13 protein-coding genes and 1 pseudogene are annotated in these 14,983 nt (G+C 71.8%); 7 read left to right on the forward strand and 7 right to left on the reverse strand.

Going from position 1 to position 14,983, the window contains the following annotated elements; all coding sequences use genetic code 11:
- Positions 1 to 906, forward strand: a 906-nt coding sequence (locus VIU94_RS34785) for a C40 family peptidase (RefSeq protein WP_331917835.1), incomplete at its 5' end; no start/stop codon positions are given.
- A gap of 44 nt (positions 907 to 950) precedes the next feature.
- Here the strand turns inward: VIU94_RS34785 and VIU94_RS34790 are convergent.
- On the reverse strand, positions 951 to 1,748 hold the full coding sequence (locus VIU94_RS34790; RefSeq protein WP_331917837.1) for a carbon-nitrogen family hydrolase: 798 nt from the start codon (positions 1,746 to 1,748) through the stop codon (positions 951 to 953).
- 155 nt (positions 1,749 to 1,903) lie between these two features.
- Between VIU94_RS34790 and VIU94_RS34795 the strand changes: the two genes are divergently transcribed.
- The gene (locus tag VIU94_RS34795) at positions 1,904 to 2,728 is read left to right on the forward strand and encodes a maleylpyruvate isomerase family mycothiol-dependent enzyme (protein ID WP_331917839.1); all 825 of its coding nucleotides are present in this window, start codon (positions 1,904 to 1,906) and stop codon (positions 2,726 to 2,728) included.
- A 32-nt stretch (positions 2,729 to 2,760) separates the two neighbouring features.
- Here the strand turns inward: VIU94_RS34795 and VIU94_RS34800 are convergent, their stop codons facing one another.
- The 5 genes from VIU94_RS34800 to pdhA all read right to left on the reverse strand — a co-directional run bounded on the left by VIU94_RS34800 (position 2,761) and on the right by pdhA (position 8,428).
- Complete coding sequence (locus VIU94_RS34800) at positions 2,761 to 4,089, reverse strand: MFS transporter (RefSeq protein ID WP_331917841.1); 1,329 nt, start codon at positions 4,087 to 4,089, stop codon at positions 2,761 to 2,763.
- Positions 4,086 to 4,727 carry a GntR family transcriptional regulator gene (locus tag VIU94_RS34805; RefSeq protein ID WP_331917843.1) on the reverse strand — a complete coding sequence of 214 codons (642 nt, stop codon included), beginning with the start codon at positions 4,725 to 4,727 and terminating at the stop codon, positions 4,086 to 4,088. The genes VIU94_RS34800 and VIU94_RS34805 overlap by 4 nt, the downstream gene beginning before the upstream one ends.
- Before the next feature lie 147 nt (positions 4,728 to 4,874).
- Positions 4,875 to 6,239: a dihydrolipoamide acetyltransferase family protein gene (locus VIU94_RS34810; RefSeq protein ID WP_331917859.1), complete on the reverse strand. Its 1,365-nt coding sequence runs from the start codon at positions 6,237 to 6,239 to the stop codon at positions 4,875 to 4,877.
- A 30-nt stretch (positions 6,240 to 6,269) separates the two neighbouring features.
- Positions 6,270 to 7,250, reverse strand: a complete 981-nt coding sequence (locus VIU94_RS34815; RefSeq protein ID WP_331917845.1) for an alpha-ketoacid dehydrogenase subunit beta — start codon at positions 7,248 to 7,250, stop codon at positions 6,270 to 6,272.
- 2 nt (positions 7,251 to 7,252) lie between these two features.
- Positions 7,253 to 8,428, reverse strand: coding sequence for a pyruvate dehydrogenase (acetyl-transferring) E1 component subunit alpha (pdhA, locus tag VIU94_RS34820; RefSeq protein WP_331917847.1), 1,176 nt, complete (start codon positions 8,426 to 8,428; stop codon positions 7,253 to 7,255).
- A gap of 315 nt (positions 8,429 to 8,743) precedes the next feature.
- Between pdhA and VIU94_RS34825 the strand changes: the two genes are divergently transcribed.
- The 3 genes from VIU94_RS34825 to VIU94_RS34835 all read left to right on the forward strand — a co-directional run bounded on the left by VIU94_RS34825 (position 8,744) and on the right by VIU94_RS34835 (position 10,987).
- Positions 8,744 to 9,403 (forward strand): response regulator, encoded by a 660-nt coding sequence (locus VIU94_RS34825; protein ID WP_331917849.1) that lies wholly within the window; start codon positions 8,744 to 8,746, stop codon positions 9,401 to 9,403.
- 87 nt (positions 9,404 to 9,490) lie between these two features.
- Positions 9,491 to 9,955, forward strand: coding sequence for a pyridoxamine 5'-phosphate oxidase family protein (locus tag VIU94_RS34830; protein WP_331917851.1), 465 nt, complete (start codon positions 9,491 to 9,493; stop codon positions 9,953 to 9,955).
- A 15-nt stretch (positions 9,956 to 9,970) separates the two neighbouring features.
- On the forward strand, positions 9,971 to 10,987 hold the full coding sequence (locus tag VIU94_RS34835) for a phosphotransferase (RefSeq protein WP_331917853.1): 1,017 nt from the start codon (positions 9,971 to 9,973) through the stop codon (positions 10,985 to 10,987).
- Between the two features lie 59 nt (positions 10,988 to 11,046).
- On the opposite strand, the gene VIU94_RS34840 is transcribed toward VIU94_RS34835, so the two are convergent.
- On the reverse strand, positions 11,047 to 12,654 hold the full coding sequence (locus VIU94_RS34840) for a protein kinase domain-containing protein (RefSeq protein WP_331917855.1): 1,608 nt from the start codon (positions 12,652 to 12,654) through the stop codon (positions 11,047 to 11,049).
- A gap of 316 nt (positions 12,655 to 12,970) precedes the next feature.
- Here VIU94_RS34840 and VIU94_RS34845 point away from each other — a divergent pair, with 316 nt between their 5' ends.
- Positions 12,971 to 14,584, forward strand: coding sequence for a protein kinase domain-containing protein (locus VIU94_RS34845; protein ID WP_331917857.1), 1,614 nt, complete (start codon positions 12,971 to 12,973; stop codon positions 14,582 to 14,584).
- Positions 14,585 to 14,698: 114 nt separating this feature from the next.
- Positions 14,699 to 14,983: pseudogene (locus VIU94_RS34850) on the forward strand (hypothetical protein); the annotation flags it as partial.

Below are 14,983 nucleotides of genomic sequence, written 5' to 3' on the forward strand. Positions count from 1 at the left end.
CAGGCGGGCACGCCCCGCCGGACCTCCGCGCCCGCCGCGCCTTCGGTCCGCGCCCGGGGTCGGCACGGGGCGCCGACGGAGTGGAGCGTGGCGGCCGTCGTCGCCCGGCTGCTGCCGCCGGAGGCCGCGTCGATCGCCACGGCGGCGCTGCGGGTCGCGGGCGTCACGGTGCTGGGCGTCCTGGCGGTGCTGTTCGGCGTCGTTCTGGCACAGGCGGCGCTCCCCGACGCCCCACCGGCCGCCGCCCGCCCCAGTACCGTCCTCCAACCGCCCGCCCAGAAACCGGCAGACGAGGCCCCCGCCGATCCGCCGCCGGCAGCCGAACCCGCGCCGTCCAAGCCGACGACCGTACGAACGGTCCTGCTGCGCCCCGGGGACACCCTGTGGTCGCTGGCGCAGCGTCACCACACGACGGTGGCGGCCCTGCAGAAGGCGAACGGCCTGGGCTCCTCGACCACGATCTACGCGGGCGAGCGCCTGCGCCTCGCTGCGTTACCCGACCGAGCCGTACCGGACCGGGTCACGCCCACTCCGCCGCCCGGGAAGGCCGTCAAGGGCAAGGCGCACCGGGCCGTGCAGTTCGCCCGGGCCCAGCTCGGCAAGCCGTACGTCTGGGGCGGGACGGGGCCGTACGGATACGACTGCTCCGGTCTGGTCCAGCGGGCGTGGCGGGCCGCCGGCGTGAAGGTGTCGCGCACGACGTACACGCAGGTCCACGACGGCAGCCGTACCGCCCGCGCCCGCCTCGCCCCGGGCGACCTCGTGATCACGAATCACGGTCATCATGTCCTGCTGTACGTCGGCGACGGCAAGGTGATCGAGGCGCCCCGGCCCGGCGCCCGGGTCCGCACCGCGCCCCTGCCGCCGCACGGCCAGGTCGTCGCCTACCGGCACATCGCGCGGTGAGGCGCACGGTGGGCGCGCGGCGCACCCGGCGCTTCCGAGCTACGTCACTTCTGAAGCGTCGGCCTCGCCAGCCCCAGCACCCGGTCCTTCAGCGCCGGGAACTGTTCCCGGGTCGTCGTGACCTTCGCCGGGTCGAGGTCGACCCGCAGGACCTCCTCGGCCGGGCCCGCCTCCGCGAGGACCTCGCCCCAGGGGTCGACGGCGATCGAGTGGCCGGCCTGTTCGACGCCGGCGTGGGTGCCCGCGGTGCCGCAGGCCAGGACGTACGCCTGGTTCTCGACGGCCCGGGCCTGCGCCAGCAGGGTCCAGTGGGCGCGGCGGCGGGCCGGCCAGCCTGCCGGAATGACCAGGGCCTGCGCGCCGGCGTCGACCAGGCCGCGGAACAGCTCCGGGAAGCGCAGGTCGTAGCAGGTGGCGACGCCGAGCGTGAGCTCCGGCAGCGGTACGGTCACCAGCTCCTCGCCGGCGGCCATCAGCACGGCCTCGCCCTTGTCGAAGCCGAAGCGGTGGATCTTGCGGTAGGTGCGGACGCGCGCGCCGTCGGGGTCGTACACGAGCGAGGTGTTGTACAGCTCCCCGGCCGCCGCCTCGACGATCGATCCGGCGTGCAGCCAGACCCCGGCGTCCCGCGCCGCGGCCGACATCGCCTCATGGGTGGGGCCGTCCAGCGGTTCGGCCTCGGCGGCGAAGGACTCGTACGCGAACGCGCCCACCGGCCAGAGCTCGGGCAGCACGACGAGGTCGGCCCCCCGCTCCGCGCGGACCATTTCGGCCGCACGCGCCCGACGCGCATTGACCGGTTCGTCCGGGTCTACTGCGATCTGGATCAGCGAGGCGCGCACACTACCACCGTCCTGGCATTCGAGCCGTCAACACGGGCCTACGATCGTCACACGAAAGCACTGCCGGGGTGCCTTCGGGCAGCGTAACTTAGCGTCCGAACCTCCCACGCCGACTTGTTTTCAGCCCGCGCACCGCAGAACCGCCGAGGGGTCCCGTGACCGTCCATCCCAGCCTTCAGACCTACGCCGACGCCTGGACCCACTCCATCGAAGCGATAGCCGAGCTGGTGCAGCCGCTCGTCGAAGGCGAATGGAACCGGGCGACGCCCTGCCCGGGCTGGTCGGTGCGCGACATCGTCTCCCATGTCATCGGCATGGAGTGCGAGATGCTGGGCGACCCGCGGCCCATTCACTCCCTGCCGCGCGATCTCTACCACGTGCGCAGTGAGTTCTCCCGCTACATGGAGATGCAGGTCGATGTGCGGCGGCACCACACCGCCCCGGAGATGACCTCCGAGCTGGAGTACGTGCTGATCCGCCGGGCCCGTCAGCTGCGCAACGAGAACCGGCAGCCGGACCACAAGGTCCGCGCCCCGCTCGGCGCGGAGCAGTCGCTGGAACTGGCGTACCGGATGCGCGCCTTCGACGTCTGGGTGCACGAGCAGGACCTGCGGATCACCTTCAACAAGCCGGGCAACCTGGACTCGCCCGGTGCGCAGGTGGTCCGGGACGTGCTCCTCGAAGCGCTGCCGAAGGTGGTCGCGAAGGACGCGGGCGCGCCGGCGAACTCGGCCGTCGTCTTCGACGTGCACGGTCCGGTGGAGTTCCTGCGGACGGTGCGGGTGGACGCGGACGGCCGCGGGACGGTGGACGGGGCGCCGTCGCTGGGGCCGGCGGCGACGCTGGCGCTGGACTGGGAGACGTACGTCCGCCTCGCCTGCGGACGGATCCGTCCGGCGGCGGTCGTGGACCGGGTCAAGGTCGAGGGCGACGCGGAGCTGGCGCAGGCGATCCTGGACAACTTCGCGGTCACCCCCTGACCCGAGGGGCCGGGCCAGGCACGGCTCTTCGGTCAGACCGGGACGTGCACGGCCTCGACCCGGCTGGCCACCAGCCGTTCCCGCTCACGGCGGGCGGTACGGCCCCGCAGCCGCAGGATCTGCGTGAGGCCCAGCGCCTGGAGCACGAAGACCGACGAGAACGCGATCCGGTAGTCGTCGCCGGTCGCGTCCAGTAGCACGCCGACGGCGAGCAGCGTCGTCATCGAGGCGACGAAACCGCCCATGTTGACGATGCCTGAGGCGGTGCCTTGACGCTCCGGCGGGTTGGCCGGCCGGGCGAAGTCGAAGCCGATCATCGACGCGGGCCCGCAGGCGCCGAGCACCACGCACAGTGTGACGAGCAGCCACATCGGCGCCCGGTCACCGGGGTACGCCAAGGTGGCCGCCCACAGCAGCGCGGTCGTGGCGACCGTTCCGAGGGCGAGCGGGGTCCGGGCCGCATGGTGTCGGGCCACGATCTGCCCGTACGCCAGGCCCACCACCATGTTGGAGAGCACCACCAGGGTGAGCAGCTCACCGGCGGTCTCCCGGGAGAGCCCCTGGGCCTCGACGAGGAACGGCATCCCCCACAGGAGCAGGAACACCATGGCGGGGAACTGTGTGGTGAAGTGCACCCACATGCCGAGGCGGGTGCCGGGTTCGCGCCAGGACTGAGCGATCTGACGGCGGACGAAGGCGCCTCCGGCGTGCGAGACCGGCGCGGGCTCGTGGCCCTCGGGGTGGTCCTTGAGGAAGAGCAGCAGCAGGACGAGGACGAGCACGCCCGCGGCGGCGCTGCCGGCGAAGGTCGCCGTCCAGCCCAGGCCGTGCAGCATCCGGGAGATCAGGATCGTGGAGACCAGGTTGCCGGCCATCCCGAAGAGCGCGGCGACCTGGCCGATGAGCGGGCCGCGCCGGGCCGGGAACCAGCGGGAGCCGAGCCGCAGCACGCTGATGAACGTCATCGCGTCGCCGCAGCCGAGCAGCGCGCGGGCGGCGAGCGCCATGCCGTACGAGGGGGAGAGCGCGAAGCCCAGCTGGCCGACGGTGAACAGGACCACGCCGAGCGTCAGGACCTTCTTGGTGCCGAGCCGGTCGACCATGAGGCCGACGGGTATCTGCATGCCGGCGTAGACCAGCAGCTGGAGGATCGAGAAGGTGGACAGGGCGGAGGCGTTGACGTCGAAGCGGTCGGCGGCGTCGAGACCGGCGACGCCCAGCGACGTACGGAAGATGACGGCGACGAAGTAGACGGCGACGCCGACGCCCCAGACGAGGGCGGCGCGGCTGCCGCCGGGTGGGTCGCCGGGGAGAGCGGCGGAGGGACCGGGCGAGCCGGAGGAGCCGGACGAGCCGCTCACCGGTCCTCACCCCGGACCAGGACCTTGACCCAGCTCAGGTGCTGCCGGACGCAGTGCGCAGCGCCCTCGACATCGCCCGCCTCGATCCGCTCCAGGATCTCGGCGTGCTCGGTGATGTTCTTGGCGATGCGGTCCGGCTGGGACTGCATCACGGCCACGCCCATCCGCAGCTGGCGGTCGCGCAGCTGGTCGTAGAGGCGGGCCAGGATCTGGTTGCCGGCGTGCTGGACGATCTCGGCGTGGAAGCACCGGTCGGTGACGGCGACCTCGGCGAGGTCCCCGGCCTCGGCGCGCCGCTTCTGCTCCTCCAGGAGCTCCTTGAGCCGCGCGATCAGCGCGGGCGACGCGGGCATGGCCCGGCGCACCGCGAACTCCTCGACGAGCAGCCGGGTCTCGACGACGTCGGCGATCTCCTGCGCGGAGACGGCGAGCACCAGCGCGCCCTTCTTGGGATAGAGCTTGAGCAGCCCTTCCATCTCCAGCTTGAGCAGCGCCTCCCGCACCGGGGTCCGCGACACCCCCACGGCCTGGGCGAGCTCCCCCTCGGTGAGCAGCGTCCCGCCCTCGTAACGACGGTCGAGGACTGCTTGTTTGACATGCATGTAGACGCGATCGGCGGCTGGGGGTGCGGATGCCATGCACACAGCATAGATACAAGTGAGGTGCATCAAACAGGCCCGTCCGCATCGCGGACGGGCCTGTTTCACGTGAAACAGTCACATAGGCGCGTGTTACGCCCAGGACATCAGCCCCAGGCGATCAGCCCCGGTGACCATCCCAGGGCATCAGCCCCAGGTGATCAGCCGCTTCGGCTGCTCCAGGATCGCGGCGATGTCCGCCAGGAACTTGGAGCCCAGCTCGCCGTCGACCAGTCGGTGGTCGAACGACAGGGCCAGCGTGGTGACCTGGCGCGGCTTCACCTTGCCCTTGTGGACCCAGGGCTGGAGCTTGATCGCGCCGACCGCGAGGATCGCGGACTCGCCCGGGTTCAGAATCGGGGTACCGGTGTCGACGCCGAAGACGCCGACATTGGTGATGGTGAAGGTGCCGCCCTGCATGGCCGCCGGGGTCGTCTTGCCCTCGCGGGCGGTGGCGACCAGCTCGCTCAGGGACTGCGACAGCTCCGGCAGGGTCTGGGCGTGCGCGTCCTTGATGTTCGGCACGATCAGGCCCCGCGGGGTGGCCGCGGCGATGCCCAGGTTCACGTAGTGCTTGAGCACGATCTCCTGGTTCGCCTCGTCCCAGGCCGCGTTGATCTCCGGGTTGCGCTTGGCGGCGACCAGGACGGCCTTGGCGATGAGGAGCAGCGGGTTCACCCGCAGGCCCGCCATGTCCTTGTCGGACTTGAGTTCCTCGACCAGCTTCATCGTGCGCGTGATGTCGAAGGTGACGAACTCGGTGACGTGCGGCGCAGTGAAGGCCGAGCCGACCATCGCCGCCGCCGTCGCCTTGCGCACGCCCTTGATCGGCACCCGGGTCTCCCGGGCGTCGGACGCCACTGCGAGGGCCGGCGCGGGGGCGGCCTCGACCACCGGCGCGGGCGCCGCGGCCACGGGGGCCGGAGCGGCGGCCGCGTGGACGTCTTCGCGGGTGATGATCCCGTCCGGTCCGGTGGGGACGACCGTGGCCAGGTCGACGCCGAGGTCCTTGGCGAGCTTGCGCACCGGGGGCTTGGCCAGCGGACGGGCGGCCGTGGCGAGGCCGCCGTGCCCGTTGAGCTCGCCCTGGATCGCCGCGGCGGCCAGGCCGGACACCGCGGCGGCCTGCGCCGGCACCGTGTCGCTCTTGCGCGCGCGGCGCTTGGTGGAGGTCGCGGCGACGCCGTAGCCGACCAGGACCGGCTGACGGCCCTGCGGCTCGGCCTCCTCCTCGGGAGCCGGGGCCGCCACCGGGGCGGCGACCTGCTCGGGAGCCTCGGCGGGCGCGGCGCCGCCGACGTTCACCGAGATGATGACCTCGCCGACGTCGACCGTCGTGCCCTCGGGGAAGCGCAGCTCGTGCACGGTCCCGTCGAAGGGGATCGGCAGCTCGACGGCGGCCTTGGCCGTCTCGACCTCGCAGACGACCTGCCCGTCGGAGACCGTGTCACCGGGCTTGACGTACCACTTGAGGATCTCGGCCTCGGTGAGGCCCTCGCCCACGTCGGGCATCTTGAATTCGCGGATGGTCACGGGGCTCTCCTAGTACGCCAGCGAGCGGTCGACGGCGTCGAGCACCCGGTCCAGGCCCGGCAGGTACTCCTCCTCCAGGCGCGCCGGCGGATACGGCGCGTGGTAGCCGCCGACCCGCAGGACCGGGGCCTCGAGGTGGTAGAAGCAGCGCTCGGTGATCCGGGCGGCAATCTCCGCGCCGGAGCCGAAGAAGACCGGGGCCTCGTGGACGACGACAAGACGGCGGGTCTTCTCGACCGAGGTCTGGATGGCCTCGAAGTCGATCGGGGAGACCGTGCGCAGGTCCAGGACCTCGACGGACTTGCCCTCCTCCTGGGCGGCCGCGGCGGCCTCCAGGCAGACCTTCACCATCGGGCCGTACGCGGCCAGCGTGAGGTCCGTGCCCTCGCGGGCGACGCGGGCGCGGTGCAGCTCGCCCGGGATGGCCTCGGTGTCGACCTCGCCCTTGTCCCAGTAGCGGCGCTTGGGCTCGAAGAAGATGACCGGGTCGTCGCTCTGGATGGCCTGCTGGAGCATCCAGTACGCGTCGGAGGAGTTCGACGGCGAGACCACCTTGAGGCCCGCGACGTGCGCGAAGAGCGCCTCGGGGGACTCGGAGTGGTGCTCGACGGCGCCGATGCCGCCGCCGTACGGGATGCGGACGACGACCGGCATCTTGACCTTGCCGAGCGCGCGGGCGTGCATCTTCGCGAGCTGGGTGACGATCTGGTCGTACGCGGGGAAGACGAAGCCGTCGAACTGGATCTCCACGACCGGGCGGTAGCCGCGCAGGGCCAGGCCGATCGCGGTGCCGACGATGCCGGACTCGGCGAGCGGGGTGTCGATGACCCGGTCCTCGCCGAAGTCCTTCTGCAGCCCGTCGGTGACCCGGAAGACGCCGCCGAGCTTGCCGACGTCCTCGCCCATGATCAGGACCTTGGGGTCGGTCTCCAGGGCCTTGCGGAGCGACTCATTGAGCGCCTTGGCCAGGGGAAGCTTCTGAACAGCCATGATTACTCGGCCCCTCCGTCCGCGAAGGACGCCTGGTAGGCGGCGAACTCCGCGCGCTCCTCGTCGACGAGCGCATGCCCGTCCGCGTACACGTTCTCGAAGATCGCCATGTGATCCGGGTCGGGCATGGCGCGGACGCCCTCGCGGACGCGCTTGCCGAGCGTCTCGCTCTCCGCCTCCAGCGCGTCGAAGAACGCCGCGTCGGCGTGCCCCTCGCGCTCCAGGTACGCCTTGAGGCGCAGGATCGGGTCCTTGGCCTCCCAGGCCTCGCGCTCCTCGTCCCGGCGGTACTTCGTCGGGTCGTCGGAGGTGGTGTGCGCGCCCATCCGGTAGGTGAACGCCTCCACCAGCGTCGGGCCCTCGCCGCGCCGGGCGCGCTCCAGGGCCGAGCGGGTGACCGCGAGGCAGGCCAGGACGTCGTTGCCGTCGACCCGGACCCCGGGGAAGCCGAAGCCGCTGGCGCGCTGGTAGAGCGGGACGCGGGTCTGCTTCTCGGTGGGCTCGGAGATCGCCCACTGGTTGTTCTGACAGAAGAACACGACCGGGGCGTTGTAGACCGCGGAGAACGTGAACGCCTCGTTGACGTCGCCCTGGCTGGAGGCGCCGTCGCCGAAGTACGCGATCACGGCCGAGTCCGCGCCGTCCTTGGCGATGCCCATGGCATAGCCGGTGGCGTGCAGCGTCTGCGAGCCGATGACGATCGTGTACAGGTGGAAGTTGTTGCTGTTCGGGTCCCAGCCGCCGTGGTTCACACCGCGGAACATGCCCAGCAGGTTGGTCGGGTCGACCCCGCGGCACCAGGCGACGCCGTGCTCGCGGTAGGTCGGGAAGACGTAGTCGTCGTCGCGCAGCGCCCGGGCGGAGCCGATCTGCGCGGCCTCCTGGCCGAGCAGCGACGCCCACAGGCCCAGCTCGCCCTGACGCTGCAGCGAGGTGGCCTCGGCGTCGAAGCGGCGGGTGAGGACCATGTCCCGGTAGAGGCCGCGCAGCTCGTCGGCGCTCAGGTCGATGTCGTACTCGGGGTGCTGGACGCGCTCCCCTTCGGGCGTGAGCAGCTGAACGAGCTCGGGCTCCGAGGTTCCGGAAGCCTGTGCCTTCTTCGCGCTCGCGCTGGTGGTGCGCTTGGTGCCGCTGCTGCGTCGCGTCGTCTTGCGCGCGGCAGTGCTCTCCACGGTCACGTGCGTGCTCCTCCGTCGGTCCGGCCCCCGGGTTCGCCGGGCATGGCCAGTGCGGCTCGCCTTATCCGTGCCCGCGCACGGGGTGGGTGCGACGCGGCCGGGGTCGGGCGTGACAGGTGCCCCGGCGAGCGCCCTGTCATAAGCACGTTACCCAGAGCTCCACATTACTGCGAAACCCCATTTGACCTGCGATTTTGCTTGGATTTCCAAGTAAATCGAGAAATCACTGGTAACAGCCTTGCAGGCCGCCGGAACACCGGCACGTTATCCCGCACACCCCGGGCGCGGGAAGAGCCAATATGTGAGACTGCCCTCGTGCCTGAAGATGGAAAAATCACGGTATTTCTGCTGGACGACCACGAAGTCGTGCGCCGCGGGGTCCACGAGCTGCTGTCCGTGGAATCCGACATCGAGGTGGTCGGCGAGGCCGGAACGGCCGCGGACGCCCTGGTCAGGATCCCCGCGACGACCCCCGACGTGGCGGTGCTCGACGTGCGGCTGCCGGACGGCAGCGGGGTCGAGGTCTGCCGCGAGGTCCGTTCGCAGAACGAGCACATCAAATGCCTGATGCTCACCTCGTACGCCGACGACGAGGCCCTCTTCGACGCGATCATGGCCGGGGCCTCGGGTTATGTCCTCAAGGCGATCCGCGGCAACGAGCTGCTCTCGGCGGTACGGGACGTGGCAGCCGGAAAGTCGCTGCTCGACCCGGTGGCCACCGGCAAGGTCCTGGAGCGGCTGCGCGACGGGAACAAGCCGAAGGGCGACGACAAGCTCGACAGCCTGACCGACCAGGAACGTCGGATCCTCGACCTGATCGGCGAGGGCCTGACCAATCGGGTCATCGGCGAGCGGCTGCACCTCGCCGAGAAGACGATCAAGAACTATGTCTCCAGCCTTCTGTCGAAGCTGGGCATGGAGCGCCGCTCCCAGGCCGCCGCGTACGTGGCGCGCCGGCAGGCCGAACGGGGCTGAAGGACCCTGGTTCGGGACCAACGTCCCGGCCGGACCGGGGCCAGGGCCCCTTCCGCGGGGCCCGTCCGGCGGCGGAGGGTGGATGCCATGCCCTCCGACGCCTCCGCCTCCGCCGACGAAGCGCGCGCCATCGAGCTGCTGACCCGTGCGACGCACGGCCGGGTCGCCACCAGCATGCGGGCGATGCCCTTCGTCGCGCCCGCCCGGCACCTCGTCGACGACGGACGGGTCCTCCTGCGGCTGCACCGCGGCCTCGGCTGCCACGAGGCCTGCGACGGCGGCGTCGTCGCGTACGGGGCGGACAACTTCGGCTCCGGCGCCGCGGACGAATGGTCGGTACAGCTCACCGGGACGGCGACGATCGTCGAGCCGACCGCGGCGCAGCTGACGGCCTTCGGGCCGCTGCCCCGGCAGGAGGACGGCGAGCCGTTCGAGGCGGTCTATCTGCACCTGGAGCCGCAGTTCGCGACCGTGCACGCCCTGGACCACACGCCGGCGCACGGGACCGCCGTCGTCAATTCCGGAGAGCGACTTTTCCGCCACACCGGGTGATCTAACATCTGACGGGTGCCGCGCTCATCTGCAACGCTCGCTCCGCCCGTCGGCGCCCTGCTGCGCCGCTACGCGGACGCCGGCGAACCGCTCTCCTGCCAACCCGTCACCCAGGGCCTGCTCAACCGCGGCTACCGGCTCGCCACCACCCGGGGCGCGTACTTCCTCAAGCAGCATCTGGACGCCCCCACCGCCGACCGGGACACGATCACCCGCCAACACCGGGCCACCCAGCGCCTGCACGCCCTCGGCCTGCCCGTCGCCCCGCCGCTCGCCGACGCCGCCGGCCGCACCGTCGCCGTCATCGGCGGCCGCTGCTACGCCCTGCACCCCTGGATCGAGGGCCGGCACCGCGACGGCGCCCAGCTCACCGCCGCCGGCTCGCGCCGCCTGGGCGCGCTGCTCGGCCATGTCCACACGTGCCTGGCCCAGGTGATGGAGGCCCCGCCGCCGGGCGGCGCGTACGAGAGCGCCGACCCCGAGCAGACCGTCCGGGTCGTCGACGAACTGCTGCGCCTCGCCCGCACGCACCTGCCCCGCGACGGCTTCGACGAGCTCGCCGAGCACCGGCTCGCCGAGCGCCGCGCCCTGCTCGCCGAGCACGCGCACCGCAGGCCCCCGCCGGCCGCCGCGGGCGGCTGGGTGCACGGCGACTTCCACCCGCTGAACCTGCTCTACCGCGGTGCGGAGCCGGCCGCGATCGTCGACTGGGACCGGCTCGGCGTCCAGCCGCGGGCCGAGGAGGCGGTCCGGGCCGCCGCCATCTTCTTCGTCCAGCCCACCGGCCGGCTGGCCCTGCCGAAGGTACGCGCGTACGCGCGGGCCTACCGGCGGGCCGCCGGGGCGGACGCGGCCGAACTCGCCGCGGCGGTGCACCGGGTGTGGTGGGAACGGCTCAACGACTTCTGGATACTGCGCTGGCGCTACCAGCTGCACGACCGAAGGGCCGACCCGCAGTTTCCCGCGGTGTCGGCCCTGGCGGTCTGGTGGACCCGTGAGTACGACGCGGTACGCGACGCGTTCACCGGGTGAGGCTGTCGTCGGGTTGACGAACGATCAACCGGACGATCTGCACACGACTTGACGAACAGTCAGCGCGCCGCGCCCGTCGGCTCGCCGGCCGTGCCCGGTTCGCCCGTACTGCCGTTGGTCGTACCCGTGTTGCCGCCGTTGTCGGCCCCGCCGTCGGTCGGCTCCGTGGGCTCCGTCGGCGTGTCCGTCGGCTCCCCGGTGTTGCCCGAGTCGGTGCCGCCGTCGACGGTCCCCGGGTCGGTGGACGTCGGCTCGTCCGTCGGCGACTGCGTGAAGCTCGGCTTCGGCGGCGGCGTGTACGACGGCGTCCAGGTGTCCTGGTCGCCGCCGGTCGACGTGTCCGGCTCGTCCGTCGTGTCGGACTCCTGGTCGGACGGCGAGGGCGTCGTCTCCGGCGTGGAAGGCGTGGTGGTGACCGGCGGGTTGTCGGTCGTGCCGCCGCCCTTCTCGTTCGCCCGGTCGATCGCGTACACGACGCCGGCCACGATCGCGATCAGCGCGAGCGCGACGAACAGCAGCACCTTGCCGCGCCCGCCGCCGTTCTTGCCGCCGTAGCCGCCCTGACCGCCGTAACCGCCGCCGTCGTAACCGCCGACCCCGCCGTCGTGCGGATTGGCCGGCGGCAGGAGCGGGCCCTGCGAGGTGTCGCCGTGCATCGGGTGACCGAGCGCGGCCGTGGCGGCGGTGCCGCCGCTCGGCGTGCCCGGGCCCTCGTGGATCGCGACCGGGCCGGTGTTCCACGCGCCCGTGTGACTGCCCTGCTGCTGCAGCATCTGCAGGCCGTACTGGATCAGGCCGCGCATCTCCTCGGCGCTCTGGAACCGGTCGTCCGGGTCCTTCGCGAGGGAGCGCATGACCAGCCCGTCGAGCTCCGGCGGCGCGCCGTCGGCGACCTCGGACGGCGGGATCGGCGTGTCCTGGACGTGCTGGTAGACGACCGAGAGCGGGGTCTCGCCGGTGAACGGGGGCCGCAGCGCGAGCAGTTCGTAGAGCAGACAGCCCGTGGCGTACAAGTCGGAGCGGTGGTCGACGGCCTTGCCGAGCGCCTGCTCCGGGGAGAGGTACTGCGGGGTGCCCATGACCATGCCGGTCTGGGTCATCGTCGACTGCGCGCCGTGCAGGGCGCGCGCGATGCCGAAGTCCATCACCTTCACCGCACCGGTGTTGGTGATGATGACGTTCGCCGGCTTGATGTCGCGGTGCACGATGCCGTGCTGGTGCGAGTAGGCCAGCGCCTCCAGGACGCCGGAGACGATGATGAGCGCCTGCTCGGGGCCCGGGGCCTCGGCGCTGATCAACAGGTCGCGGATGGTGCGGCCCTCGACCAGCTCCATCACGATGTACGGCACGGACTGGCCGGCCACCACGTCCTCGCCGGAGTCGTACACGGCGACGATCGCATGGTGGTTGAGGCCCGCGACGGACTGCGCCTCGCGCGTGAAGCGGGCCTTGGAGACCGGGTCCTCGGCGAGATCGGCGCGGAGCAGCTTGACGGCGACCGTGCGGCCGAGCCGGACGTCCTCCGCCGCGAACACCTCGGCCATGCCGCCGCGGCCGAGACGGTGCGTCAGCCGGTAGCGGCCGTCACCGACCAGACCGCCGACGCCCCATGACTCCGCAGCAGCGTCCGACACTCCGTTGCCGCCTGCTTCGGGTTCGGGTGCCATCAGTCCTCGCCGTCGTGTGTTTCCGTTGTTGCCGTGACGTGCCGTCGCGTACGGCGCCCCGGGAATCCCGGAGAGGTCCTACGCCACGTCACGCTACAGGCTCACTCGGACATGCCAGTCCGAGATTGACCGGCCATCCAACCGCTTCCGCGTACACCGATGCAAATTCCGTGCCGGTCCGGTAACGCTTCCGAGACGCTTGTTGTGCTGAGGGTCACGGAACGGGCACCCGGCTTGACGTGTCCGAGCCCTCGGGCAGACTTGGCCAGTAAATTCGGGATCATCGCCGCCACGCGCGCGTACGGGGGAGTCAGAAATGAGCCAGGACGGCGCACAGGGCCGCTACGCGGGCGGTTCGGTAGCGGGCGGCCGGTACCAGCTCCGCGACCTTCTCGGCGAAGGCGGCATGGCGTCGGTGTATCTGGCGTACGACAGTGCGCTGGACCGACAGGTCGCCATCAAGACCCTTCACTCCGAACTCGGCCGCGAACAGTCGTTCCGCGAGCGGTTCCGGCGTGAGGCGCAGGCTGTTGCGAAGTTGTCGCACACCAACATCGTCTCCGTCTTCGACACCGGCGAGGACGCGCTCGACGGCGCGCTCATGCCGTACATCGTCATGGAGTACGTCGAGGGCGAGCCGCTCGGCTCGACGCTCGCCGCCGACGTGCGGCAGTACGGCGCGATGCCGGCCGACAAGGCGCTGAAGGTCACCTCGGACGTGCTGGCCGCGCTGGAGACCAGCCACGAGATGGGCCTGGTCCACCGCGACATCAAGCCCGGCAACGTGATGATGACCAAGCGCGGCGTGGTCAAGGTCATGGACTTCGGCATCGCGCGCGCCATGCAGTCGGGCGTCACGTCGATGACGCAGACCGGCATGGTCGTCGGCACCCCGCAGTACCTCTCCCCCGAGCAGGCCCTGGGGCGCGGCGTGGACGCCCGCTCCGACCTGTACTCGGTCGGCATCATGCTGTTCCAGCTGCTGACCGGACGACTGCCGTTCGACGCGGACTCGCCGCTGGCCATCGCATACGCGCATGTGCAGGAGGAGCCGGTCGCGCCGTCCTCCATCAACCGCTCGGTGACCCCGGCGATGGACGCGCTGGTGGCGCGCGCGCTGAAGAAGAACCCGAACGAGCGCTTCCCGAGCGCGGCGGCGATGCGCGACGAGTGCCTGCGGGTGCTCTCGGCGGGCCAGACCGGCGCGCCGGCGATCGTCGCGGGCGGCCCGGTGAGCAGCGGTTCGGGCGTCGGCTCGGCGGTGTTCCCGCCGGTGGGCCAGCAGACTCCCGCGCCGTACGGCGTCCAGACGCCGTACCAGGCCCCGCACACCCCGCAGCCCGGCCCGTACGGCCCGCCGACGCCCGCCCCGGCCCCCTCGTACGGCTACCCGCAGCAGGCGCAGACCCCGCCGCCGGCCCCCGCGTACCAGGCGCAGCAGCCGTACACGACGGCGCCGCAGCCCGCCGCGACGGGCGGTGGCGGCGGCCAGCGGAACATGCCGGTGATCGTGGGCGCGATCGTGGTGGCGCTGGTCGCGATCGGCGGCGTGATCACCGCGATCTCGCTGAACAAGGACGAGGACCCGGGCTCGGCGGGCGGGACCACGGGCGGCCAGAGCGCGCCCCCCGTGGCCGGCCACAAGGGGCCGGACCTCAGCAAGACGATCGAGACGAAGGAGTGCACCGAGCCGACCGAGTCGAGCGACGACCCGGAGAAGTTCGAGCTGCCCGACTTCCGCTACAAGAACATCCAGTCGGTGAAGGACTGCGTGCAGGCCGCGGGCTGGAAGATCATGAAGCAGACCCCGGTGGACGAGAACGCGTACGGCGAGGGCACGATCCTGAGCCAGTACCCGCCGGCGGACACCGAGGTGAAGAAGGAAGACGTCGAGCTGACGCTGGAGGTCTCGACGGGCAACCCGTCGTAGGAGGCGTACGCGGCGAGTTACACCCGGACGATTTCGTCCGGGATGCCGGATGTGTCCCCTCATGTGACGCTGAGTTGAACAACTCGGCGGCTCGGCACGGGAGGGGGTCACCCGGTGACTCCAGCACTCCGCAGGGCGCGGACCTGGGTCTGCGGGCCCGTCGTGGCGTGCTCGCTGCTGGCGGCCGCCGCGCCGGTCGCGCCCCTCGCGTACGTCGCGTACGGGGCTGAGAGCGCGCCCCCGATGCCCTCCGCACCGCACTCGGTCCCGGCTCAGGCCGGGCCGCCGGCCGCGCCGTCACCGCCCCCGCCCGAGCCGGTCGAGCCGTCCGAGCCGGTCGAGCCGTCCGCCGGGGAGACCGAGGCCGAGGGGCCGAGCCCCACCGCGACACTGGCCAGA

Origin of the sequence: Streptomyces sp. (genome assembly GCF_036566765.1) — a bacterium.
Classification (GTDB): domain Bacteria; phylum Actinomycetota; class Actinomycetes; order Streptomycetales; family Streptomycetaceae; genus Streptomyces.